At 46.4% G+C, this 24,296-nt stretch carries 22 protein-coding genes; 13 read left to right on the top strand and 9 right to left on the bottom strand.

Annotation, left to right across the window (positions count from 1 at the left end):
• Nucleotides 1-215: 215 nt before the first annotated feature.
• Genes MJ595_RS01375 through MJ595_RS01385 form a run of 3 tightly spaced genes read left to right on the top strand, consistent with a single transcriptional unit; the run spans nt 216 to nt 3,307 of the window.
• Nucleotides 216-794 (top strand): UPF0149 family protein, encoded by a 579-nt coding sequence (locus MJ595_RS01375; RefSeq protein WP_263080736.1) that lies wholly within the window; start codon nt 216-218, stop codon nt 792-794.
• Between the two features lie 12 nt (nt 795-806).
• Nucleotides 807-2,048: a 2-octaprenyl-6-methoxyphenyl hydroxylase gene (gene ubiH, locus MJ595_RS01380; protein WP_263080737.1), complete on the top strand. Its 1,242-nt coding sequence runs from the start codon at nt 807-809 to the stop codon at nt 2,046-2,048.
• A 23-nt stretch (nt 2,049-2,071) separates the two neighbouring features.
• A complete protein-coding gene (locus MJ595_RS01385) occupies nt 2,072-3,307 on the top strand; it encodes an FAD-dependent monooxygenase (protein WP_263080738.1) in 1,236 nt (411 codons plus the stop codon).
• 26 nt (nt 3,308-3,333) lie between these two features.
• Here the strand turns inward: MJ595_RS01385 and MJ595_RS01390 are convergent, their stop codons facing one another.
• The 4 genes from MJ595_RS01390 to MJ595_RS01405 form a co-directional block, all read right to left on the bottom strand.
• Nucleotides 3,334-4,038: an isochorismatase family protein gene (locus tag MJ595_RS01390; protein ID WP_263080739.1), complete on the bottom strand. Its 705-nt coding sequence runs from the start codon at nt 4,036-4,038 to the stop codon at nt 3,334-3,336.
• 133 nt (nt 4,039-4,171) lie between these two features.
• Nucleotides 4,172-5,074 (bottom strand): hypothetical protein, encoded by a 903-nt coding sequence (locus MJ595_RS01395; protein ID WP_263080740.1) that lies wholly within the window; start codon nt 5,072-5,074, stop codon nt 4,172-4,174.
• A gap of 128 nt (nt 5,075-5,202) precedes the next feature.
• Complete coding sequence (locus MJ595_RS01400; protein ID WP_263080741.1) at nt 5,203-6,978, bottom strand: GspE/PulE family protein; 1,776 nt, start codon at nt 6,976-6,978, stop codon at nt 5,203-5,205.
• Nucleotides 6,979-7,008: 30 nt separating this feature from the next.
• Nucleotides 7,009-7,629 carry a CYTH domain-containing protein gene (locus MJ595_RS01405; RefSeq protein WP_263080742.1) on the bottom strand — a complete coding sequence of 207 codons (621 nt, stop codon included), beginning with the start codon at nt 7,627-7,629 and terminating at the stop codon, nt 7,009-7,011.
• 99 nt (nt 7,630-7,728) lie between these two features.
• Here MJ595_RS01405 and MJ595_RS01410 point away from each other — a divergent pair, with 99 nt between their 5' ends.
• Nucleotides 7,729-8,409, top strand: coding sequence for a TIGR00153 family protein (locus MJ595_RS01410; RefSeq protein WP_263080743.1), 681 nt, complete (start codon nt 7,729-7,731; stop codon nt 8,407-8,409).
• 17 nt (nt 8,410-8,426) lie between these two features.
• Complete coding sequence (locus MJ595_RS01415; protein WP_263080744.1) at nt 8,427-9,698, top strand: inorganic phosphate transporter; 1,272 nt, start codon at nt 8,427-8,429, stop codon at nt 9,696-9,698.
• 237 nt (nt 9,699-9,935) lie between these two features.
• Here MJ595_RS01415 and MJ595_RS01420 read toward each other — a convergent pair whose 3' ends face one another.
• A complete protein-coding gene (locus tag MJ595_RS01420) occupies nt 9,936-10,916 on the bottom strand; it encodes a hypothetical protein (protein WP_263080745.1) in 981 nt (326 codons plus the stop codon).
• 341 nt (nt 10,917-11,257) lie between these two features.
• Here MJ595_RS01420 and MJ595_RS01425 point away from each other — a divergent pair, with 341 nt between their 5' ends.
• The 5 genes from MJ595_RS01425 to MJ595_RS01445 all read left to right on the top strand — a co-directional run bounded on the left by MJ595_RS01425 (nt 11,258) and on the right by MJ595_RS01445 (nt 16,481).
• Nucleotides 11,258-12,595, top strand: coding sequence for an IS1380 family transposase (locus tag MJ595_RS01425; RefSeq protein ID WP_263078015.1), 1,338 nt, complete (start codon nt 11,258-11,260; stop codon nt 12,593-12,595).
• 376 nt (nt 12,596-12,971) lie between these two features.
• Nucleotides 12,972-13,310 carry a UxaA family hydrolase gene (locus tag MJ595_RS01430; RefSeq protein ID WP_263080746.1) on the top strand — a complete coding sequence of 113 codons (339 nt, stop codon included), beginning with the start codon at nt 12,972-12,974 and terminating at the stop codon, nt 13,308-13,310.
• Complete coding sequence (locus tag MJ595_RS01435; protein WP_263080747.1) at nt 13,307-14,482, top strand: UxaA family hydrolase; 1,176 nt, start codon at nt 13,307-13,309, stop codon at nt 14,480-14,482. Before MJ595_RS01430 ends, MJ595_RS01435 begins: the two co-directional genes overlap by 4 nt.
• A 20-nt stretch (nt 14,483-14,502) precedes the next feature.
• Nucleotides 14,503-15,549 carry a mandelate racemase/muconate lactonizing enzyme family protein gene (locus MJ595_RS01440; protein WP_263322436.1) on the top strand — a complete coding sequence of 349 codons (1,047 nt, stop codon included), beginning with the start codon at nt 14,503-14,505 and terminating at the stop codon, nt 15,547-15,549.
• Nucleotides 15,546-16,481, top strand: coding sequence for a DMT family transporter (locus tag MJ595_RS01445; RefSeq protein ID WP_263080748.1), 936 nt, complete (start codon nt 15,546-15,548; stop codon nt 16,479-16,481). Before MJ595_RS01440 ends, MJ595_RS01445 begins: the two co-directional genes overlap by 4 nt.
• Before the next feature lie 97 nt (nt 16,482-16,578).
• Here the strand turns inward: MJ595_RS01445 and MJ595_RS01450 are convergent, their stop codons facing one another.
• Nucleotides 16,579-17,244, bottom strand: a complete 666-nt coding sequence (locus MJ595_RS01450) for a GntR family transcriptional regulator (RefSeq protein WP_263080749.1) — start codon at nt 17,242-17,244, stop codon at nt 16,579-16,581.
• A 137-nt stretch (nt 17,245-17,381) separates the two neighbouring features.
• Between MJ595_RS01450 and argE the strand changes: the two genes are divergently transcribed.
• Together argE and argA are read left to right on the top strand one after the other, a co-directional pair.
• Nucleotides 17,382-18,527: an acetylornithine deacetylase gene (argE, locus tag MJ595_RS01455; RefSeq protein ID WP_263080750.1), complete on the top strand. Its 1,146-nt coding sequence runs from the start codon at nt 17,382-17,384 to the stop codon at nt 18,525-18,527.
• 79 nt (nt 18,528-18,606) lie between these two features.
• Nucleotides 18,607-19,938 (top strand): amino-acid N-acetyltransferase, encoded by a 1,332-nt coding sequence (gene argA / locus MJ595_RS01460; RefSeq protein ID WP_263080751.1) that lies wholly within the window; start codon nt 18,607-18,609, stop codon nt 19,936-19,938.
• A gap of 34 nt (nt 19,939-19,972) precedes the next feature.
• Here argA and MJ595_RS01465 read toward each other — a convergent pair whose 3' ends face one another.
• Nucleotides 19,973-20,662, bottom strand: a complete 690-nt coding sequence (locus tag MJ595_RS01465) for a DUF2057 domain-containing protein (RefSeq protein ID WP_263080752.1) — start codon at nt 20,660-20,662, stop codon at nt 19,973-19,975.
• A gap of 264 nt (nt 20,663-20,926) precedes the next feature.
• Here MJ595_RS01465 and MJ595_RS01470 point away from each other — a divergent pair, with 264 nt between their 5' ends.
• A complete protein-coding gene (locus tag MJ595_RS01470) occupies nt 20,927-22,561 on the top strand; it encodes a hypothetical protein (RefSeq protein ID WP_263080753.1) in 1,635 nt (544 codons plus the stop codon).
• A 138-nt stretch (nt 22,562-22,699) separates the two neighbouring features.
• Here MJ595_RS01470 and MJ595_RS01475 read toward each other — a convergent pair whose 3' ends face one another.
• Both MJ595_RS01475 and MJ595_RS01480 read right to left on the bottom strand, forming a co-directional pair.
• Nucleotides 22,700-23,215: a dihydrofolate reductase gene (locus tag MJ595_RS01475; protein ID WP_263080754.1), complete on the bottom strand. Its 516-nt coding sequence runs from the start codon at nt 23,213-23,215 to the stop codon at nt 22,700-22,702.
• 95 nt (nt 23,216-23,310) lie between these two features.
• A complete protein-coding gene (locus tag MJ595_RS01480) occupies nt 23,311-24,279 on the bottom strand; it encodes a hypothetical protein (protein WP_263080755.1) in 969 nt (322 codons plus the stop codon).
• Between the last annotated feature and the right edge of the window lie 17 nt (nt 24,280-24,296).

Below are 24,296 nucleotides of genomic sequence, written 5' to 3' on the forward strand. Positions count from 1 at the left end.
CTCTACTATAGCCTGTCAAAAAAACCATAACAATCATTAGCCTGGACAGGCAGAAGGCAATTCCGAAAGAGCGGCTTACTATCCCTTCTTTTCCGCAATCATTGCCCCTCATGCTTTAGCCTGACAAACTCCCGGCAGCCTGGCACTTTTTTAATTATTCAGCCTCCTGTCTCTGTTAGACTGTGCAGTCTCCATTGAATTAAGGCAAGAAGTTAATGACCACCCCTGATTTTACCCGGCATCCGGTGACTTTTGATGAAATGGCTGACAGTCTGGTGGAACTGGGGTGTACCAATCATCCCTCTGAAATCCACGGGTTGCTATGTGGACTACTGGCCGCCGGCCAACGCCTGACACGGGATCAGTGGTTACAACAGGTTTCCGCTCTGGCCGGGGATAAGGCCCTGGAGGGTACTTGCTCTAAATTGGTTCACGCGCTGTATGCCATCACCCTGGAAGCACTGGAAACCTCTGACTTTGCCATCACCCTGTTGTTGCCTGATGAGGATGAAGCCCTGGAGCAACGGGCTGAAGCATTAGGTATTTGGTGCCAGTCTTTTCTATCCGGGTTTGGTGAGGGTATGCAGCAGAAAAAACCGGGAGAAGAAGTAGAAAGCACCCTGAATGATTTTTCTGCCATAGCACAAATCCAGAGTACCATTGATGACAGTGATGATGCCGAACGGGACTGGCTGGAAGTCAGTGAATATGTCCGCATGGCGCTGCTAATGATCTTTGTAGAAATGAATGCCCAGAACGTAAATAAAACCAAGGAACCCGCCACCTTACATTAAGGAGAGGATGTTGTGACCGGTCCATATGATGTATTGATCATTGGAGGAGGCCTGGTTGGAGCCAGCCTGGCCTGTGCCCTGGAGTCCCTTATTCACCAGAATGGCCTCAAGGTTGTCATGATTGAAACGCACAGCCTTGATGAGCCCCGGGCTCGACCTCCCAGCTTTGATGCCCGTTCCTCGGCCCTTTCCTATGGAACCCGGTTGATTTATGACCGGCTTGGGCTTTGGCAAGGATTAAAAAATAAGGCCACGGCCATCCAGCATGTGCACATATCGGATCGGGGTCATTTCGGTGTCACCCGGTTGGATCACCATTCCGAGGGTGTCCCTGCGCTGGGCTATGTTATCGACAACTTTCTGTTAGGCGATGCCCTGCTGGAGCGGCTGAATAGCTATCGGGAACAAGGCACCATTGATACTTTTAGTCCCGCTGAGGTGATCACTGTTAAATCGGGGCAAAACTGCCAGAAGGCGTTGGTTCGCTCCCCAGAGGGACAGGAGCAATGGATAAATACATCGCTGGTTGCCCTGGCTGATGGTGGCCGCTCAGGCCTTATGGAACAACTCAACTTAGAAAAAACAATCCATGATTATGGGCAATATGCCCTGATCGCCAACGTAGCTGTGGACAGGCCTCACAAAGGGATTGCCTATGAGCGGTTTGCGGGTAAGGGACCCATGGCTCTGCTGCCCAAAATGATTACAGAAGAGGCGGAACAAAATAATAACCATCACCATTTTGGTCTGGTCTGGACGCTCTCTGATAATGAAGTGGATGAAATGACCGGATTGGATGACAGGGCATTTCTGGCTCAACTCCAGGACCGCTTTGGCTTTCGGGCCGGACGGTTTCTCCGTGTTGGGCAACGGGACTGTTACCCTCTCCAGATGAGTCTGGCCCGGGAGCAGGTGAGACCGGGACTGGTGGTTCTGGGTAATGCTGCCCATGCCATTCATCCCGTGGCAGGGCAGGGATACAACCTGGCAATCCGTGATGTAATGGCCTTAACGGAGAATATCAAGGGCTCCCTTATTCAGGGACAACCTGTGGGCGAGTTAAGCCGCCTGATGCAGTATCTGCAAACCCAGGAAGGGGATCAAAAGAGAACCGTCGCCTTTTGCGATGGATTGGTAAAACTCTTTTCCCGTAGCGAATCTTCCGTGGTTCTGGCTCGCAATCTTGGCCTGTTAGGTCTAGAACTGGGCGGCTCCCTGAAGAGTCAATTTGCCAGGGCAGCAATGGGTATCTGAGGGCTGTTGAGGATAGTATTCAAGTGACCAAAAGTACTGATAACACATTTGACCTGATTATTGTGGGTGGTGGCATGGTTGGAGCATCCCTTGCTTTAGCCCTGGCTGATAGCTCCATGAATATAGCCCTGATTGACCAGGGGAGTCTTGAACCAGAACCAGTACAACTACCGTCGCCTTTTTCACCCCGGGTCAGCGCACTGACTGAGGCCTCTGTCAACCTCTTTAAAAACCTTGGCGTGTGGCAGGCCATGACCTTACAGCGGGTATGCCCCTACCAGGCCATAACAGTCTGGGATGGGGAAGGCACCGGCGAGATTCATTTTGATGCCAGTTCCGTAGCCAGGGACTCTATTGGCTATATTGTTGAAAACTGTGTGATTCGAAATGCCCTTCTGGCAGGTCTATCCAAAACGCCCATAACCCTGTACGAAAAAGAAGCCGGTATTCGCTTTCAGCTGGATCATGACAAGGGAACCCTTATCCTTGCTAATGGACAACAGTTGCAAGGTAAGCTTCTGGTGGCTGCCGACGGTGCAGAATCCAGTTTGAGAAATGCGGCCAATATTCCCCTTTCACGAAAAGACTATATGCACCATGCCATAGTCACCACCGTTGAAACAGAACAATATCATCAGGACACCGCCTGGCAGGTGTTCCTTGATACCGGACCGCTGGCCTTTTTGCCGCTGCCTTCCATTAATAACAAACACTACTGCTCTATCGTATGGTCATTAGTACCAGAGAGCGCTGAAACCATTATGGGACTGGATGATAATGCGTTTTGCCAGGCATTGGAGACAGCCTTCGAGGCCCGGCTTGGAACCGTTATTCATGCCGACCCCCGGTTTCGTTATCCTCTATGCCAGCGTCATGCCCAACAATACTACCAGAACCCTGTTGTCCTGGCAGGTGATGCGGCTCACACCATTCATCCCCTGGCAGGTCAGGGAGTAAACCTTGGCCTAATGGATGTAGCTGTACTGACCGAAGAGCTGCTAAGAGCAAAACGACGACAGGATGATATCGCTGGCTCCCATATCCTGGGTCGCTACCAGAGACGAAGAAAAGGTCATAATATGACCATGATGGGTGCTATGAGCGGATTTCAAAACCTGTTTGCTACCGATGACATTGCTGTTCGCTGGTTAAGAAATACGGGGTTAAAGGCCTTTAACAAACTACCCCTCATTAAGGATTTATTAATACGACAGGCGATTGGTACTTATGGCGAGTTGCCTGAGCTGGTTAAAAATTGATGATTAGTGTGGAATAGAGTTCCATACTATTCCACACCAACTCCCAATGGGGAACCTATATTATACATAGACGACAACTTTGACCCACTGTCACTTTTTTTGTGTATTGTTAAAGAGTTTGAGCAAGCACTACAGCGATTGAGTATTTCACTGCACATAATCTTAAACTCTTCCTCATCTCCACTTCCATCGTCATCGTCACTACGTTGCCCAAAAAGTTCCGGCATCGCATTTGTAACAGCTTTTTCGTCCAAAAAAACCTCATAGTTAGATTCTAATGCATTAATTACTATTTCAATAATCCCCATATCCATATAAGCACCAATTACGATTAGCTTTACAACTTTTTTTTCTTGTAGCTTGTTTTTAAATTTATCATCCTCAAAGGCACTTGCAGCAAATATTTCGAATCTAAAAATATTTCTATTGGCACAACCGAATTTTGGTTTGCACCAACTTGGCAATAAATTTTCTGGCTTAAATTCACCTATTTGTGCAACATGCACTGCGAATATAGGAATATTATATTTCATGGCTTTTTTTATTATGTGAGCTTGTCTCTTTTGTGATTTTTTTGTGCCAGGTATTAGCTGCTCAGCAAAAAGATTAACTACTATTAAAGCTGCATCCTTACTATTATTCCTCATATAGTCAGAAAGCACGCCAGCATGGATATGTGTTACCAGGATGGCAGCTGTGGTCCAGACGTATTTTTTTATGCAGCTAAACATTTCAGTACAACTTCTTATCAGTTTCTTAAATATATACCACTCTCACACTGAGCCTTTTGCGATAGTTTCGGGACACTGAGAGCAGTTTTTTTAGTTGGGCGCGGTTTAACTATAGATGTATGATTTCTTAGCACTAGTTTTTCATTAGCCGAATAAGACTCTCCATACTGGCCACCAGCACATCATTTATCTTTTCATCATAATTAATTTCCAGCCATCGCTGGTTATTAAGCGGGTGCTTGACCCAGCAGCGCTGCTCCTGCCATGAGCATTCTGATTCCAGCTTTTCAGGAACGCTTCCAATAGCCACGTTATGGCTGGCTATTTCCAGGCCTTCCATACCTTCTTCCGATCGGGTAACCACCAGCATATCACCATAACCTGCCTGGATTGAGTAAATCAGCGTAGGTTGTTCAACCCCATGGCGCTCATAAATCGCATTATCCTGCAAAAGGCCATTGATTTTATTTTGTAATGCTTCGTAGGATTCACTGGCTTTTACATGAGGCTTAATCTGACCAAACCGCTTCACCCGATCTATCAACCCCTCTCCCTGAGATTCAGAATGAACAGAATCCTCCGGCTTAATACTTGCCGGGGAGGTTACAGCTTCACCCTTGGAAATCGGTTGTTGCTGACTGTAATGTATGGCCGGACTATCCTCAGCATGGCTATTCCCAACTGCCGACCCGGTCATTATTTTTTTCTCGGCGGCTGTAATCATGGTGAGGGTATCCTGATAGAACCCGCCCATTCGACCCGTATGGTTCAGGTATTCAGTAAAGCTGGCCTGGGCTGCCTGATATTCTCCCTTGGCAAACAGTGATTTTCCCTTAAGGTAATGAAATTCAGGGGGCAGGGCTACTCCCAATTGCTTAGCCTTATTCAGCCAAGCAAGCGCTTCAGTGAAAGCCTCCTCTTTAATCAACCGACGTGACTCCACCAGATAGCGGTCAAGCTCAATCACCCGGGGCAGGTTAACTGATGACGAGCCGAAGACAGGTATCAGCATTAGCAGCAGAAGATAGGCTTTCATAGCGACCTGTTGCAAGAGAATTCTATTAAGCCTATATCGGGCGTTTAGCGATAAATTTCAGCATGCTGTTACAGCCCGGGCAGGTGAATCCGGATATTTCAGGGGTAGGATGAATGGTGTGTTTCTATTCAGTGGGAAGAATAACCAGAAGTGACACGAAGCACCTCCTCAATGGTTGTGAGTCCCTGTGCAACCATTGCGGCTCCGGACTCCCTCAAGGTGGTCATGTCTTCTTTAAGAGCCTGGTCACGCAGCCCGTTAACCTCCGGGGTTACAACCAGGCTTTCCCTTATGGCATCACTCACCGGCATAATCTCGTAAAGCCCGGATCGTCCCAGATAACCGGTATGGCGACAGTGATTGCATCCCCGGGCTTGATAGACCTGCACCGGAGCCTTACTTATGGTGCTATCAGTAAAAAACGCCTGATCAGCCTTATTGCTGTCCCTTGGGGTTTTACAGTGGGGACACAGTATTCGCACCAAACGCTGAGCCATAACCCCCAATACGGTGGCTTTAATGAGATAAGAGGGAATACCCAGCTCCATCATCCGGATCACCGCAGTGGGCGCATCATGGGTATGCAGGGTTGAGAGCACCAGATGTCCTGTCAGTGCCGCCTGAATAGCCATTTCAGCCGTTTCATTATCCCTGATCTCCCCCACCATAATAATATCCGGGTCTTGCCGGAGCAGTGCTCGCATTCCGGTAGCAAAGTTCAGGTCAATAGAATGCTGCACCTGCATCTGGTTAAAAGCAGGTTCAATCAGTTCAATGGGGTCTTCTATGGTGCAGATATTAACTGTGGATTTAGCCAAATCCTTAAGTGTGGAATAAAGAGAGGTTGTTTTACCGGAACCCGTTGGACCCGTCACCAGAACGATACCGTGGGATCTGCTAACCATGGATCGCCAGCGAGCCTCGTCCCCGGTGGAAAACCCCAATTCTTTATAACCCTTAACGAGTACATCCGGGTCAAAAATCCGCAGTACCAGCTTTTCACCAAAGGCTGTGGCAATGGTGGATAACCTGAGTTCCGTTTCATTGCCTTCAGGGGTTCGAGTCTTTAACCGGCCATCCTGAGGCTTTCGCTTTTCGGCCACATTCATCCTTCCCAAAATCTTTATCCGGCTAACCACCGCCGTGGCCACCTTGGGTGGTAACTGGTAGATCAAATGAAGGATGCCATCGATCCGAAAACGTAAGTGACAGGTATCACGCCGGGGTTCAATATGGATATCACTGGCTCGCTGCTCAAAGGCATAGTGAAGCAACCAGTCCACAATATTGATGACATGCTGGTCATTGGCTTCCAGGGTCTTGATGCCACCAATCTCCAGCATTTGCTCAAGGTTGCTAATACCCGAAACGCTATCCTGCTGAACATTAGCGCCCTCCACAGAACGGGCCAGCTTATAAAACTCAAGGGTGTATCGGCGAATATCTGCGGGGCTGGCAATCACCGGTTTAATGTCTTTCCGGTTAACATGCCTGAGATTTTCTTCCCAGCCCCGTTGCCAGGGTTGGGAGGTTGCTACAACAATCTGCTCCCCATTAACCTCAACTGCCAGGATGCCGTGTCTTTGGGCATAGGCTTCAGACATCACTGAAGTCACCCTGTTAACATCGATTTTCAGGGGATCAATCACATAAAACGGCAATCCTGTTTTCTCTGCAACCCACCGGGATAATTTTTCCAGCCCCAGGGACGTGGAGCCATCCCCTGAGGAATCTCTCAGATTCAGGCTTTCCAGGTATTCAAGAGGATGTTGCGAGGACTTATCGGAGATATGGTTTCTGGCAAGCACCTTAGCCGCATCTTCCCTTGCCAGCAGTTTACTTTCCACCAAACCCGCAACCAGTGATGACAGGTCTTGTATTGGATAATGGGCAGGTGTATCCAAAGGTCCTCCAGCTATCTTATTCTTATTGTATTACTTCCCAGTATAGTTAAGCAGCTCAAAGCCCCGCTCTGCCTTGCTTTTATCGGAGGGTGTCAAGTGCACATCCCTGGAAATCTGTTCCGCCATCCGTATCAGGGCCTGTTCACTGCCTTCCAGTAGTTCCAGTTCCAGCTCACAGATCACCGACTGGCGACCTTTCGCCTGAACATGACCGCGATCAAAGGCAGCCTCAATTCTGGCATAGGGCTCATCCCATACCAGGTTCCAGCGGGTACGCCGAAAGTCTGTGGCAAACAGGGGTGTTAAGCTGTCATAGGCGATTCCTTCAAGGGCTTCCAGCTGTAATGCCTCCAGCAGAGAAAAATCCAGTTCCCTGCTGGTCAGGGGCCATTCCCACTCCCCCCGGGTTGACAGGCCATTAATACTATGGCCCCGGGTTTTCAATGTCTGAAAATAGAGACCTTCTTTTTCTCTGACCCTCAAGGCAACCCGGGCTTTATTTAAAGCCCGGTCAGGCGTATCAAAATAGGTATTACCCAAATGAAAGCTGTCTGGCCTTTCGATAGCATGTTGATTCCAAAAAGAAAGTGTCAGCAGTTTTGCAATGTCATGTTCCGATACAGACAGCTTTAATTCTGTTTCCTGGCTCATCAGGTTACTCTTAATCAATTAGGTAGAAACAATAAATTATAATATTTGCTGTCTGTTAAATTCCTCTATAATTTCCGCTCAGCCAAACGGATTGTAACTATGCCAACCCGTAATCTATTGTCCAGTGTTTTTGGCCGCTCACCCATTGGCCCTATACAGAAACATATTACCACTGTGCATGAATGCGCCATGTATCTGGAGCCCTTTATTGAAGCCACATTTACTGATGATTGGGAGAAAGCGCTAACAATTCAACAAAAAATCATTGAGTTAGAACACAAGGCTGATGATATTAAAAGGAGTGTCCGCTTATCCTTACCCAAGAGCCTGTTTCTTCCTGTGCCCCGCACTGATTTGCTGGAGATTGTCACTATTCAGGACAAGGTGGCCAATCGGGCCAAAGATATTGCCGGAATAATTATCGGCCGTAAAATGAGGATTCCCGAAGAAATGCGTTCCGCCTTCCTGGAGTACGTGCGACGTTCAATTGCCACCTCAGCTCAGGCGTCCCGGGCAATGAACGAGCTTGACGAACTGCTCGAGACCGGATTTAGTGGGCGGGAGGTTGACCTGGTAGAACGACTGATTGAAGAGCTTGATGCCATTGAGAGTGAAACCGATGAACTTCAGATCCAGATCAGGCGAACGCTTTTCCGTCTCGAACAAAGCCTTCCCCCAATCGATGTGATGTTCCTGTATCAAATCATTGACTGGGTAGGCGATCTTGCAGACCGGGCCTCCCGTGTTGGAAGCCACCTGCAACTATTACTTGCCCGTTAGTTTCCGAGTACTAATCCATGAGCATTATCGCTGAATACGGAACGGTATTGCTGGTCCTGGCCTGCATCTTTGGTTTTTTTATGGCCTGGGGTGTGGGAGCCAATGACGTAGCAAATGCCATGGGAACCTCCGTAGGTTCCAAAGCACTGACCATCAAACAGGCCATTATCATTGCCATTACCCTGGAGTTTGCCGGAGCCTATCTGGCAGGAGGATCTGTCACAGACACTATTAGAAAGGGCATCATTGACCCGGGAATGCCCGAGTTAGTAGCGAACCCTGAACTGTTAGTCTACGGCATGCTGGCGGCCTTACTGGCGGCGGGAGCCTGGCTACTGGTGGCCACACACTATGGCTGGCCTGTTTCCACCACACACTCTATTGTGGGAGCTATTGTGGGCTTTGCCTCTGTGGGCATTTCTCCCAGTGCGGTTAGCTGGGGTAAAGTATCATCCATTGTGGCCAGTTGGGTGGTTTCACCGGTTATCTCGGGTTTTTTGGCGTTTCTGATCTTTATCAGCGTCCAGAAATTGATTCTGGATACAGAAGAACCCTTCAAAAATGCCAAAAAATATGTGCCGGGTTACATGTTCCTGGTGGGCTTTATGATCGCCATGGTCACCCTGACCAAAGGATTAAGTCATATAGGACTATCCCTGAGCACTAACGAAAGCCTCTTGCTCGCCCTATTGGTTGGCGTAGCCGTCATGCTTGCAGGTAAATTTTCCCTATCTAAAATCCAGGAAGATATCCAGGCTGATAAAAAATTTCATTTTTCCAGTGTTGAAAAAGTCTTTGGGGTTATGATGATCTTTACTGCCTGCTCCATGGCTTTTGCCCATGGTTCCAATGATGTAGCCAATGCCGTTGGCCCCTTGGCCGCCATTGCCAGTATTATCAGCAGTGGCGGTGAAATTGCCGGCAAGACAGCCATGCCCGCCTGGGTTCTGTTACTGGGAGCAGCCGGTATAGTGGTTGGTCTTGCTACCTACGGCTATCGAGTCATGGCTACCATTGGCACTCATATTACCGAGTTGACCCCCAGCCGGGGCTTTGCCGCTGAGTTATCTGCGGCTTCGACGGTTGTGCTTGCTTCTGGTACAGGACTGCCCATTTCAACAACCCACACCCTGGTGGGTGCAGTGCTGGGAGTAGGCATGGCTCGAGGGATTGGCGCCCTCAATCTAAGAGTGATTGGCGCTATATTTATGTCCTGGTTAATCACCCTTCCAGCGGGGGCTATTTTCGCAATTGTTTTCTTTCATATCTTGAAGGCCGTGTTTGGCTAAATTTATAAAGGATTCCGGAGTTCTTCAGGAAACCAAAGAACTCCGGAGAGGCAAGGAACTCGATAATAAGTACCCAGCCTGATGAAATCCTATATTTCTGACTACTTGCTCAGATGTGCTGCTTCGTTGCAACTCTGGTTACATAGGCCAACTATGCGCCCGCCATTGCGCCTTGCATCACACCTAATCAATCAGCCAGAAATATAGGATTTCATCAGGCTGGGTACTTAAAGATTATTAATTATTTTGACTATTGATTGCTTCCCTTGCCTGGTAATTCTTCTGAAACTCCTTAAATGCTTTCGCCACATGATCATCACTTAAGGTTCTACTTTTCTTTATCTCTCTTCCGTCAGCTTCATTATCGGCGTCTAAATGCTTAAGTCTTTTTTCCTCCGCACGACCTACTGAAGAACTAACCTGTGAAGAGCTATCACATGTATTATCAGTTTTTGATCTTTTCCTTATACCAGAAGATACCTTTTGATAGTCAGCAGTGGAGGAAACCTGATTTTGATCTTCTTTACAATCCTGATCACTTAGCTCAGGTTCTTGAAGGGGAGGAAGGTTTGGAATCCATTTCGGTTTTTTTAATCTGCAATGTGATTGCAATACTTTGTTGACCAGAACATACTCATCACTACCTTTATCATGCTCATCTCTGTATGCTTTAATGAGCCTAACTTCTTGACGAAAATTATTTCCTGTCTTCTCTGTGATATTATTATAAAAATCACACTGCCGGTCTAAAGGTATCCATAGCTCTTTTTCCCTGCTCTCCTTACTAAACTTCACTTTGGCAAAACCACTTTCACCACCCGTAATAGTACTAACCCTTCCACTCCTTATTAATACTGGAGTCACCTTTCCTTCATCGAAGGAAAACTCTATTTCACCATACCTGCACCTCTTACTATTACTTACTTTGAACTCGGCAAACACTCTATTATAAGCAACATATAAAAACTTAATAGTCACCCCGCCAAAGCTTTTATCATCAAAACTTACCAACTTTCGAACAACCTGGTATTGCGAATAATCGTCACCTTCTCCTATTAGAAACAGACCATGAAAGTGGCCCTCCTCTCCTTCATCTGCAAATGTACCCAATGAAAAATAATTTTCCACAGCATACCCACTTAAAACAACCATCATGCTTATTAAAAATAATAAAATTCGAGAAAAAGTATGATAGTTTAATAATTTTATAAGTCTCATCAAACAAACCAATAGATAAAAAAACACCACCAAGACTGCTAACGATCAACACCTACTAGATTAAGACAACTGGATTAACAGAGTGATTATAGGCTAAAAAAAAGCAGATTAGTTCAGAAAGTATTTAAATAACTTCTCTAGTTATTAATGACATTAATTATATCTACAACCTTCATCACATTGCTTAAACTGAAGTAGAGACATAAAAAATTTAAACTAAGAATAGCCATTAACCTGAATCCGTGAGTTCACTGTAGCCCAACTCCTCTGGATCAACCACAAAACGTAAGTTCCAAGTTAAAATGCACCCACTCTAATTTTCACCACCTGGGTGCATTTTTGTGAAACTGAAAATTGAACAATCACAGACGGAATTTTATACACCGGTCGCAGGGCTTTATTTCGTTGGTCATGCACTCAACAAAAAGACAGCGTTAAGCAAATCCCTGCGCAAAATAAAAAAAAGGCACCGTATCACTCATATCGACCTGATCAGAGCTTACTGCGGCCAACTGGCTCAGGGTAAAAGTGATTTTGATAATGTTGATAATAACCGGGATAACGACTGGTTCCGGTTGGCAATGGGCATTAAACAAATGCCTTCAGCCAGCCGCTTAAGACAGCGTTTCAATGAAGATGCCGCCCAACTGATTCCTTTCATCGAGGACAGCCTTACCGATGTCCTGGTTAATCTTCAGGTGCCCGTCACACCCCTTCCGAAAAAACTCGATAAGAAGCAGCACATACCACTGGATATCGACGTATTCCCTATGGATAACAGCAATACCAAAAAGGAGGGGGTCGAGTACACGTATAAAAAATTCTTTGGTTATGCCCCTATTGCCGCTTACTTTGGCTGCGAAGGCTGGTGCCTGGGATGTGAATTACGCCCAGGCTCTCAGCACTCCCAGAATGATTTTATTGGCTTTTTACAAGCAGTGCTGCACCGCAGCCGACGTTTGACCCGAGCGCCTATTCTGGTTCGCCTTGATAGTGGCCACGATGCTGAGGAATCGCGCCGGGAAATCGCCGGGTTCAAAGGTGTGAATCACATTATCAAGCTCAACCCAAGAAAGTATCACACCAAGGAACACTGGCTCCCCATTTTTGAAGAAAAGCAAGTCAAATGGGAGGAGTCGCGTCCAGGAAAGAGTTATGCGACACTCTCAACCGTCTATGAAACCAACTATGGTAACCAGCGTCTGATTATTCGCATTATCAAGCGTACCACTGATACTGTAGGGCAGAGATTTCTGACACCCGATTATGAGCTGGAAGGATGGTGGACAACACTCAGCGAAGCTGACTACAGCGATGATCAGATCATTAATCTTTATGAGGATCATGCGACCAGCGAGCAGTTTCACAGTGAGTTGAAGACTGATATGGATTTAGAGCGCCTGCCTTCAGGCAAGTTTGACACCAACGACCTGGTGATGTGTTTGGGTGCACTGGTCTATAACATTCTGCGCTACATGGGGCAGAGTTGCTTGCTCGGGCCAGATGCGCCGGTACGTCATAAAGCCAAACGACGCCGGTTAAAAACCGTGATACAGGAACTCATCTACCTGGCTGCCCGTCTTCTGAAAAAAGGACATCAATACCGGCTACGCTTTGGTCGTTACTGTCCTGGTTTCAGGTCTTTCCATCAATTAATAAGCCAGCATGCACTTTGTTGATTGAATAGCGAGATAGAAAAAAATGCCATAAATGAGAAAGTACTGTATTGATAACGGTAGGGCTTCTTTCAACCTGTCTTCAAGTTTGATGATATTTTGATCAGCATTTATGCTTAAAAACGACATAAAAACACTTCAATCAATAACCCGAGTTATTTTCAAAGGAAAAAATTAATCAGCACATTTTCAAAACTGCCGGGCAAATCAAGAAATCACGGATTCAGGATTAAAACAATATTGTCGTTTATATTAAATATCCGTGAATACCGAAAAAAACTGCTAATCACGTAAAGATCTTGATCTCCGTCAATTTTTCCAGCACAGAAACCACGATAATGTCGATTGTCCAACAATCGACATTATTGATAGGTAGGCTGTGATCAAGGCAATCCGTCTGACAGAAACAGACAATGTGGCCACACTGCTGGAAGATGCAGGAAAAGGCGACGATATCCATATTATTTCCCACGAAAATGAGGTTATTACAACGGTAAACCTTCTTCAGGCTATTCCTTTTGGCAACAAAGTTGCCCTGAAGCCATTCGTAAAAGATGACGAATTGATAAAGGGCGGATGTCCCGTGGGCAAAGCCATTTGCCCTATTCCCATTGGCCAGCTGGTGCATGTGCAGAATATTCGAAGCCTGCACCTTGATATTCCTGAGCCAGTGATTCAGGAAATCATTAAACAAATGGGCATCGAGGAAAACGCATGAAAACCTTCAAAGGCTACCTTCGACAGGATGGCTCAGTGGGCATCAGAAACCTAGTTCTGATTATGGCTGTTGATGAGTGTGCGGAGGGCATTGCCCGAGCTATCAGCGACAAAATCAGCAACAGTGTGGTTGTAACCAACTACAACACCTGCATGTATGGCGGCAATGAGGAAATGATTGCCACCATGACCAACACCGCCTGTAACCCTAATGTTGCCGGTGCTCTGGTCATCGCCATGGGCTGCGGCAGTATTGACCCGGAACTGGTTGCCGCACCGGTGCGTGAAACAGGAAAACCAGTGGATACCCTGACCTGTATTAAAGAAAAAGGAACCCGGGCTACCATCAAGGGTGGTATTGAAAAGGCTTCCCACATCGCCCGTGAGGCAGAAGCTTGCCAACGGGTTGAAGTGCCTGTTAGCAAGTTGTTTGTTGGCATCAAATGCGGAGGTTCTGACACCAGCTCTGGCATTGCCTCTAACCCTAGCGTAGGCCGTGCAGCTGACAAGCTGGTTGATATGGGAGCATCTGCCGTTGCAGGGGAGTTGCTGGAACTGCTGGGTTGTGAGGATATCCTTCGCAAAAGGGCGGTATCGCCGGAAGTGGCTGACAAACTGGAGCGCCTTATCAGTGAGGAAGAAAAGCGCTGGCATGTGGAAGGCACTGAAGTGGAAACCATGAGCATTGGTAACAGTATCGGTGGCCTGACAACTCTGGAAGAAAAATCCCTGGGCGCCCTGGGTAAAACAGGAACCCGTCCTGTTCAGGATGTGCTGCGTATTAACTCCCGCCTCACAGATAAGCGACATAAGCCCGGCATGTACCTGTCTGAAGTCACCATGCTTTGCGGCGGTGCAGGTATGCATTTTGCCGCCCTGGGCTGTCAGGCTGTGCTCTGGACAACGGGGGGAGCCGGATTTAATAACCCCATCGTACCTGTAATCCGGGTCAGTGGTAACCATAACCTGATCAACGAAGATATTGATATTGACGCCACAGGCATTATGCGTGGTGAAGACAGTATCGAAGCCGTATCAGGACGCATTATTGAAAAATTGGCAGATGTTGTTAATGGCAGTGAAACAGCTATCGAGGAAATAGGTTACGCCTACTGCACCCTTTATCAAAAAGACCAGCGCCTGGAAAAAATGCTCTGTATTGAGCCGGCCTGATCATATTACAAACATTTATTATCGTCCGCGTTCATACCGATAAAGGCATCACCGGTATTGGCGAGTCTGACAGCTCCCCCATGGTTATCAAGGCGCTCATTGAAACACCCAATTCCAACCTGTACTGCTATGGCCTGAAAGAGCTGTTAATCGGTGAGAACCCTCTGGAAATTGCCCGGCTCTGGCAAAAAATGTACTGGTCATCTAACTACGTTGGACGACGAGGAGCAGGTATTCACGCCATTAGTGCCATTGACATTGCCCTGTGGGATATTGCAGCCAAATATTACAACGTACCTCTGCATACATTACTTGGCGGCAAGTTCCGTAATCGTATCAAGGCCTATGGCACCTTTATCCCTGCCCACCGCCCGGAAGATAACCGTGAAATTGCCCGAAAACTGGTAGAAAAAGGATTCAATAGCCTAAAATTCGGTGGTGGCGTACTGGGGGATGACCCCGAAACAGACTATCAGATCGTTAAAAATGTGCGGGAAGCCATTGGCGACAACATCGAGCTACAGATCGACCTGGCCACCAAATGGGGTACTGCCGGTCACGCCTTGAGAATGTGTAAACGTCTGGAGCCTTTCGATCTGAACTGGATAGAAGAGCCGGTTTTAGCCGATGATATCAATGGTTACAACCGCCTGGCCAATCAGGCTACCCAGAAAATTGCCGGTGGCGAGGCTCTGACTACCCGCTACGAGTTTAAGGATTTTCTGGAACGTTTCAGTCCCGATATTGTTCAGCCTGATATCACCCGCTGCGGTGGTATTACCGAAATGCGCAAGATTTACGATATGTCGCAACTGAATGGCACCCAGCTGATTCCTCACGGTTTTAGCACCGGTATTTTATTAGCCGCTTCGGTGCATTTCCTGGCATCCTGCGAACACGGAACATTAATGGAATATTCAGAAAGCACCAGCCCGCTGGTCAATGACAATGGACTGGTGATTAACCCAGTGCAGTTCAGGGATGGTTATCTGGAGGTTTCTGATAAACCTGGTCTTGGCATTGAGCTTAATGATGAATTTGTTAAGGAATTTCAGGTAATTTCATGAACAGAAAAGAATTAACTGGAGTTCTCATCGCAACCCTGTGTGCGATCATCTGGGGATCATCGTTTGTTTTTTCGGCAGTGCTATCCGATAAAATGAACCCTGTTGTTTTTGCTATTATCCGTTATGGTTTAGCATCCATAGGGTTAGCTGTGATCTTTGCATTTTCCAAAAAGAAAATCTGGCTGAACCTGAAAGATGCACCTGTAATGGCGATTTCAGGCATTATTGCCCAGGCCGTATTTTTCTATACATCATTACTAGCCCTGCAATATATCTCTGCCTCCGAAGTGGGTGTAATTAATGGCATGATTCCCATTTTTACCCTGTTGGTCAGTATTATTTTTTATCGCAGGCTTCCCACACCGATTCAGGCCATTGCCGTAGCACTGTCTTTTAGCGGTGCCTACTTCATTGCCAGCGATCCCGGCAATAAATTTCAGGGGCTGAATATCGGTCATTTATATATGGTGATTGGCGTTTTGGGTTTTGTGGTATCAACCTTTATCAATAAACGCCTTGGTGATCGCTATGATGGCCTGTCTACCATGATGTACCAGTTTATATTTGCAACACTGGCACTGCTGACCATGATGTTTGTCCAGGGTACTGATTTTTCTGAGGCGGCGGTCATTCTGGATAACGGTTATTACCTCTTCTGCACACTGGCATTGGGACTGGTATGCTCTGCGGCAGCCTATGTCATGTACTTCTATTCTCTGCAAATGGCGGGTGTTGAACGAGCTAATATGGTACAAAACCTTATCCCCCTTTCCGCCTATGTGCTATCCATTTTTATGCTGGGTGAATCAGTCACCTTGCAAAAGACTCTGGGCATTTTGCTGGTTATCTTATCCCTGTTTATCTTTAATATAACCATGGAACAGATTCAGTCTTTCCTTGGACGAAAACCTAAAGAACTCAGCGCATCCTAGCTCAACAAAGCCTTATACCCCTCGCCGGGAATACATGCGAGGGGATCTGTTTATTCAATCACTGTATCGGGATTATAACCCTTTCCATTATATCTCTTTATTGAAGTGCCAGTTTTTGGCACTTCAATTTATATCCTAATTCAGTAAACGTACTGATATTTTCTCTTGCCAATTGACTTGCCAACTCCCTATTACCTTCACAAATGGCTTCAACCAGTGGCTGATGACTAATGGCACTGTCCTCAATACTGTAATCGTAATGGGTCATATGCATATAAATGATCAACTGGTTAGCCACGGTATTATACATTCGAGTGAGTCGCCTGCTTTCACTGAGATCAACGATCAACTTATGTAACTCAAGATCACGATAGCTCACTTCATTAATATCAGCATCATCCCTCTGGCATAAGGCCAGATAGCCATCAAAAAAACGTGTCAGCCTACTGCGTTTTTCATCATTTATTTTTTCGGCAGCCATTTCTGCCGCCTGCCCTTCCAAAGCTACCCGCAGATGATAGATTTCCCAGAGATCCTCTTCCTCCATAGTGATAACCTGCCAGCCAGCATAGGGTTTCTGGGAGATAAGCCCCTCACTGGCCAGGGTATTCAAGGCCATCCTTACCGTTGTACGTGACAACTCCAGTGTTTTTGCCAGACTGCTCTCCACCAGTTTGTCACCTGACCTGTAAACACCAGCCAGGATTTGCTCTCTAAGATAGTTCGCCGCCTGCTCTTCGAGGCTTTGCTTGGATATTTTCATGAAGTAATAACAGCTTAACAGGACTTTAATAAGGGCAAAGAAGAATAATAGCGTGATAACTTAATATAAATAGCATTGCCAGGTTATCGAGACTAAAGTATGAAAAATTAACAGCCCCTAATGATTAGAATAAAACCATGAACATCCAACCAAGCCTGATAGAAACCCTGTCCAGCCTGATAGAAACTCCTTCCATCAGCTCCACACTGACCGAGATAGATATGAGCAATCTGCCGGTTATCCATAAACTGGCAGGCTGGTTTGAAAATCTCGGGTTCCACTGTGACATCATGCCCCTTGAGGAACCGGGCAAAGCCAACCTGATTGCCACCTTAGGGCAGGGGTCGGGAGGCCTGGTGCTGGCAGGCCATACCGATACCGTCCCCTGTGATGAAAGCCTCTGGAAAAGCTCACCCTTTCAATTGTATGAAGCCAATAACCGCCTTTATGGCCTCGGCACCTGTGATATGAAAGGGTTCTTTGCCCTCATTATTGAGGCGGTTAAAGAGTATTTAGCCACTCCCTTAACTTCTCCCCTGATTATCCTGGCCACAGCCGATGAAGAATCATCCATGAATGGCGCAAGGGCGCTGGTAAAAGCAGGAAAACCTAAAGCACGCTTTGCCGTGATCGGTGAACCAACCGGTATGAATCCGGTTTATATGCATAAAGGCATCATGATGGAACGCATCAGAATCATCGGGCAGTCAGGTCATTCCAGCAACCCTTCACTGGGTCGCAATGCCATGGAAACCGCCCATAAGGTAATTAGTGAGATACTTAATTATCGCCAGGAACTGACTTCACGGTACAACAACCCCGGCTTTACCCTGCCAACCCCCACCCTCAACCTCGGCTGCATTCATGGGGGCGATAATCCTAACCGTATCTGTGGCCATTGTGATCTGGATTTTGATGTACGACTGATGCCCGGAATGGACAGCCAGGCTATTCGTACAGAGATCAGTAACCGGCTACTCCCCATCGCTGAAAAAGATCAGGTGGACTTATCGGTTATTGAACTGACTCCCAGTATTGAGCCCTTTTCCGGACAAAAAGAATCTGACCTGGTTAAAACCTGTGAAAAGCTTACAGGTTACTCCGCAAAAACCGTTGCCTTTACCACAGAAGCCCCTTTTTTCAGCAAAATGGGAATGGACACCGTGGTACTTGGTCCGGGGCATATTGAGCAGGCACATCAGCCTGATGAGTTTTTACCCCTTGATGCCATTAATCCCACAATAAAATTACTCAAGGGACTAATAAAGCAGTACTGTCTTTAAAATTTAATCATTAGCTGCTTCAACTTCAGGGGAGAACAAGGTATTTTCACAGTCAATAATGATAATGATAAAAACAGTTATGACTGTGAATACTTCCCATCATAAAGACTACGTTAGTTTTTTTCGGCAATCATCCCCCTATATTCACGCTCACCGTGGCAAGACCTTTGTCATCATGCTGGGTGGAGATGCACTGACCCATGAGAACTTTACCAATATCATCAATGATATTGCCCTGCTCAGTAGTCTTGGGGTTCGCCTGGTTCTGGTTCATGGTGCCAGACTCCAAATTGATGCGCGCCTCAGGGAAAAAAACATATCCAGCCATTTTCATAAGGGCAGGCGCATAACAGACAAGCAAACCATTGAGTATGTTAAAGATGCTGTGGGCAATTTACGGGCACTTATTGAATCCAAACTATCCATTGGCCTGGTTAACTCACCCATGCATGGGGCACGAATACGGGTTATCAGTGGCAATTTTGTCACTGCCAGGCCTTATGGGATTCATAATGGCATCGACTACCAACATACCGGAGAGGTCAGAAAAATTGACCATCAGGCCGTCCACCACTTATTAGACAGTGGTTATGTTGTATTGTTATCTTGCCTTGGCCTTTCACCCACCGGGGAAATTTTTAACCTTGATGTTGAAGATGTGGCAACATTCACAGCAACAAGGCTGGGTGCAGAGAAACTCATCCTGTTTGGAAGGCAACAGGGTATTTTCAACGGCCACTCCGAGTTAATCAGCCGTATCTCCCCCTCCGAAGCCGAAGGCTGCCTGAAAACGATGACAAGTGATAATCGGCGACTATTAAATGCAGCCATCGCCGCCTGCAAGGGTGGCGTTGCACGTAGCCAAATCATCAGCTTTAAGGAGGATGGTGCGCTACTTAGGGAGTTGTTCACCCGAAATGGCGCGGGAACCCTTATTTCAAGGGATCATTATGAGGAAATAAGAAGGGCTGCCATAGAGGATATTGGCGGGATTCTTGCCCTGATCAAACCGCTGGAAAAAAAAGGAGTGTTACGGCGCCGATCCCGCAAAGAACTGGAGCGGGAAATTAGACTGTTCAGTGTCATTGTTCTGGATGGCATGATTATCGGCTGCACCGCCCTGCATCCCTTTCCTGACGGCAAGACTGCGGAACTGGCCTGTCTGGTGGTTCACAAAGACTATCGTTCAGGTCAACGGGGAGACCGGTTACTGGAACACACCGAATCACTGGCCCTGAGCCAGGGTATTGAAAAAATATTTGTATTAACAACCCAGACTGCCCACTGGTTTGCCGAGCGTGGATTTATTGAGGTATCTGAGCAGGAACTACCTGAAGAAAAGAAAGTCACTTACAGCTATAAACGACAGTCTAAGGTTTTAATAAAAGAACCTGCCAGGGAGGTTGTTTGAATCTAACCCGGAAGATCCGGGTTAGGTGAACGAACTACTGCTGATTAGCCCACTTCAGGAAACGGGCACGGGTTTCCTTATCCGCTTGCATAAACCAGTATTTAAGATTATTTTCCGCCAGAACTGCCATTTCCTTATTCTCTCCCTGAACGGCAGGCAACTGGCGGGAACTCCCAGAAGAAGAAACCATAGTACCGCCTGTCAGGGAATAAAGGGCCGCCGGATCAGAAGACAGGTTGAACTTTCTGGTTTCCTCCACCAGGTCACGACCCAACTGTATACCTCGTTTCTTGAGCACCGCAACTTGATAGGGGATTTGCTTATTATGGCTATCCAGCAATACCAGATTTTCTGCGGGAGCCTTGGCAAAGGCCTCAGCATCACGGATACTGCGGAATTTTCTTGGAACCGTTAGTTGATACTGCTGGCTGCCGTTCAAGCCAAAGCTCACCACATAAGGGTCTGAGGTGTACATAGCGCTATCACTGGTTCCCTTGAGCAACGCCTTAAACTGAAAAACCACCTGATGCTTGCCATCCGCCAGCCTTACACCTTCTCTTTTGTTAACGTTCTGATCTCTGGCATCTTTGCCATCGATAATCAGTAATTCAGCCTGATCTGGCAACTTCAGATAATTTACGGATGAATCAGGAGCACTGCCCGCAAAAGCAGAAATAGAGATAACGGCCAGGGCAGCTACACCCAGTAAACGTCGTATCAGCATTACAACTTCCCACTGCTTTAAACAATAAGGCACCTATTCTAACGCTAAGTACCCAGCCTGATGAAATCCTATATTTCTGGCTGATTGATTAGGTGTGATGCAAGGCGCAACGACGGGCGCATAGTTGGCCTACGTAACCAGAGTTGCAACGAAGCAGCACATCCGAGCAAGTGGTCAGAAATATAGGGTTTCATCAGGCTGGGTACTTATTGTCTACACTTTCCCTACCCTTCCGTCCGGATAACCCTGATAGAGAACAAAAAAATGCTTTGGAAATCTCAACTGCTTTGGACTCTACTGTTCATTAACACACTGGCCTTTGGTCTGGAGAGCCGTGAATATTCACAGCAAGACCTGAACAGCGAGGCCATTATTGCCGCCAACTGGATTCAGCACGCCCCTGAATATCGGGCACTGCTCTATCAAGGCTTCAATATTGCATCTGATCAGCTCGCCCAAAAACTGGCACGGCTTTCTAAAAAAAAGAAACCCGCCATTATTATCGATATTGACGAAACCCTGCTTAAAGGTACCCCTTGCTTTTCCAGCATGATCGACACTAACAACAAGCTGACAGTGGAACGATCGCTGTTATGGTGGAATGACTATAAAAGCCAGGAGGTATTGCCAGGGGCAGTGGATTTCGTCAATTTTGCAGCCTATCAGGGCGTTGAAATCTTTTATATCAGCGGCCGTTATATTGATGTGATGCCCTCAACCATCAAAGCCCTTGAACGTCATGGTTTTCCCTATGCGGATAAAGCCCATATTCTTTTGCAGCCCCCAAAGGACAGGACGCTCAGCAAGGAAGGCAAGCGTAATCTGATAAAAAACAAGGGGTTTGAGGTGATTATGCTGTTAGGCGACCAGCTCGATGACCTGACAGAGCCCCCCTCAAAGCTTTACCGGCAGCGTCAGTCCTGGGTGGACAAGCACTTTTCAAGATTTGGACTCCACTGGATCATTTTTCCTAACCCCTTTTATGGTGGTTGGGAAAGCTCCATTTCAGAAGGCTACAGCCATCTGCCCCCTGCTGAAAAACATCAGTTACGCATGGAGGTGCTGGGACTATCCCGGGATAAGGCCCCTGACCCTCTCTTCAGGCAGCATATGATTCAGGCGGCAATCTGGCAAAACTTCTCCGGGAGTTATCGGGCCCTGAACTATCAGGCTTTTAATCAGGCAGGCAGACAACTGGAAACACTGGTAAAAAATACGGAGGGCAACCCTGCCATAGTTGTGGATATCGATGGTACCGTGCTTAATGTCACTGACGAGCTGGCACTACTGAATATCCAAAATAACAAAAGTAACAGGGATAAAAAGCTGTTAAACACTGATAATGCGCTTATCAATGGTGCCAAAACTTTTCTTGCCAAGGCCCGTCAGCTTGATGTGGAAATTTTTTATCTAACCAATCGTCCTGCCACTTCCAGCAAAAGCCATAGCAAGAATGATATCTATCAGGCCACTTTGGCAAACCTCAAAAAACATAAACTACCCTATGCAGATCGTGAACACCTGATTTTTACGGAACAAAACAGTTCAAATACTCAAAAAAGCTGCAACAAAGAACAAAAACGGGCAGATATTGAGCAAGGCAGAATTAATGGCAGGAAATATCAGATAGCCATGCTGATAGGAGACCATCTGGATGACTTCGACCTGACAGAAAAAGGACTCAACCCGGAAGTTCCGGAAACAGCGGATAAGGTGCGATCCCTTTTTGGCCGACGCTATATTGTTTTACCGAGTGTCCTGAGTATGCCAGAAATCAGGGCTTACCACCGCAAGGCTGCCAACAACAGGAACCTGGACTCCTTGACACCGGAAGAATTGGCCCGGATACGTACCAAACTGCTCCATGACTGGCCGGGAAAACCAGGTACGGGAAATTAGCTATGAACCACAAAGACACGGAAGTTTATTGGTTGAAAATATTAAAACTCCGTGTCTTTGTGGTTAAGAAAAGCGAATTAATTCCGGCTTGTATACGCTCCATCAACATCCTCTAACTGATGGGAACAAACTCTAATCTCATGAAGAAACCGTCTTGCGATCTAGAACCAGATAACTATAGGTCAGGTGTTGTTCATCATCCGTTTGATGATCTTCCCTGGCCACCTCTTGCCACTGCCCCTGGTCTATTTCCGGAAAAAAGGCATCCCCCTCAAAGCTTTGATAAACTTTTGTCAGGTAAAGGCGCCCGGCTTTTGGCAAAGCCTGGCGATAAATCTCGCCCCCCCCGATTACCATCAGCTCCTGAACCCCGTCAATCATGGCAATATCTTCTGCCAGAGACAGCGCATCCTCAAGGCTGTGCACTACACGGGCTCCTTCAATGCTATAGCTCTTATCCCGGGTAATAACGATATTGGTGCGTCCGGGCAGAGGCTTCCTTAATGACTCGAAAGTTTTCCGCCCCATAATAATCGGTTTACCCATGGTGACGGCCTTGAAGTACCTTAAATCACCTGGAAGATACCAGGGCATCTTATTATTAATGCCAATGGCGTTATTCTCTGCCACGGCAGCGATCATTGCTATTTTCATCAGGCATCCACTTAAAAGAGTCCATTTTATACTAAATACTGGTATTAATAGAGGCCTTTGATTTGTCATTGATATAAAAGCAAGGATGTTTATATTCATTTATGTATACGGGTAAATCTAAAAAAATAAAAGTCATCGTATGACGCACTCATATTTTGCAAAAAAAACCTCATATCAACATTTTTCAGGCAAAAGTATTTTATAAGTGCTTCTTTATCACCTGCCAATTTCACATCACCCTCAGGAAATCCCGTTTTAAATAAGCAATAGAGTACTCTGGTTTGATACGAAGATCGTCCACAAACTTCCGTCCCACAACCAAACACCACCACCACCTCTTTTAACCCATTACAAAGAAAAAAACCTGTGGGTTCATTGATTCCCCTATACAACATTTCTGAGCCAAATTTATCAAAAAAATCAAATCTTTCTTGATCCCTAGGTGTTAGCTTGCATTTAGAGTTCGTTTTCTTTTCAATCTCAATGACATCAACTGCATCCAACTCAATGGCTATTTTTATTTTTTTAGCCATATTAATAATATTTTCTTTATCTTTTTCATCATATCTATATGACGGTAAATGCATACCTTCAAATAGTGTCTCTAAAGACGCCATTGCAATAGATTCACAGTTAACGTCATAAGTCAACAAAAAATCTATAGCAGTTCTTTCATATCCTCCATCAAAAAAATTAGTAACCCAGGGGTTTTCTGGGTTGGCTCTAATTAAAACACCGGGTTGAATAGTATAATAAAGAGGAGCAGGGTTGAGCTTGGTTCCCCCATCAACTTCCAAACCTGGAGGAGGTTGATGCAAACATTTCGGACAAAAAAGGTAACCGCCCTTCCCCTCTCTTACTTCTTTCCCAAAAGGCACCTTGTCAGGAAACTCTTCAGTAGATCCGGAATCACTATCAGACCACCCACTCACCTGTTCTTCTTGATTGATAGAAATCGCTTTAAGCGCCGTCATGGAATGCTCAAAACATACCCACTCATTCCCATAACCAAACAGGCAGGTGATCATTGATATAAAACCAGAGCCTAATAATTTAAACCACATATTACAACCCTTCGAAT

This window comes from Endozoicomonas sp. Mp262, assembly GCF_025643335.1.
GTDB lineage: Bacteria > Pseudomonadota > Gammaproteobacteria > Pseudomonadales > Endozoicomonadaceae > Endonucleibacter.

Bases quoted from the DNA above. Each gene is read 5' to 3' on its own strand.
- MJ595_RS01465 (WP_263080752.1), bottom strand. From the start codon at position 20,662: ATGCTGATACGACGTTTACTGGGTGTAGCTGCCCTGGCCGTTATCTCT.
- MJ595_RS01445 (WP_263080748.1), top strand. From the start codon at position 15,546: ATGAACAGAAAAGAATTAACTGGAGTTCTCATCGCAACCCTGTGTGCG.
- argE (WP_263080750.1), top strand. From the start codon at position 17,382: ATGAACATCCAACCAAGCCTGATAGAAACCCTGTCCAGCCTGATAGAA.
- argA (WP_263080751.1), top strand. From the start codon at position 18,607: ATGACTGTGAATACTTCCCATCATAAAGACTACGTTAGTTTTTTTCGG.
- MJ595_RS01450 (WP_263080749.1), bottom strand. From the start codon at position 17,244: ATGAAAATATCCAAGCAAAGCCTCGAAGAGCAGGCGGCGAACTATCTT.
- MJ595_RS01390 (WP_263080739.1), bottom strand. From the start codon at position 4,038: ATGTTTAGCTGCATAAAAAAATACGTCTGGACCACAGCTGCCATCCTG.
- MJ595_RS01420 (WP_263080745.1), bottom strand. From the start codon at position 10,916: ATGAGACTTATAAAATTATTAAACTATCATACTTTTTCTCGAATTTTA.
- MJ595_RS01435 (WP_263080747.1), top strand. From the start codon at position 13,307: ATGAAAACCTTCAAAGGCTACCTTCGACAGGATGGCTCAGTGGGCATC.
- MJ595_RS01410 (WP_263080743.1), top strand. From the start codon at position 7,729: ATGCCAACCCGTAATCTATTGTCCAGTGTTTTTGGCCGCTCACCCATT.
- MJ595_RS01480 (WP_263080755.1), bottom strand. From the start codon at position 24,279: ATGTGGTTTAAATTATTAGGCTCTGGTTTTATATCAATGATCACCTGC.
- MJ595_RS01470 (WP_263080753.1), top strand. From the start codon at position 20,927: ATGCTTTGGAAATCTCAACTGCTTTGGACTCTACTGTTCATTAACACA.
- MJ595_RS01405 (WP_263080742.1), bottom strand. From the start codon at position 7,629: ATGAGCCAGGAAACAGAATTAAAGCTGTCTGTATCGGAACATGACATT.
- MJ595_RS01375 (WP_263080736.1), top strand. From the start codon at position 216: ATGACCACCCCTGATTTTACCCGGCATCCGGTGACTTTTGATGAAATG.
- MJ595_RS01395 (WP_263080740.1), bottom strand. From the start codon at position 5,074: ATGAAAGCCTATCTTCTGCTGCTAATGCTGATACCTGTCTTCGGCTCG.
- MJ595_RS01415 (WP_263080744.1), top strand. From the start codon at position 8,427: ATGAGCATTATCGCTGAATACGGAACGGTATTGCTGGTCCTGGCCTGC.
- MJ595_RS01475 (WP_263080754.1), bottom strand. From the start codon at position 23,215: ATGAAAATAGCAATGATCGCTGCCGTGGCAGAGAATAACGCCATTGGC.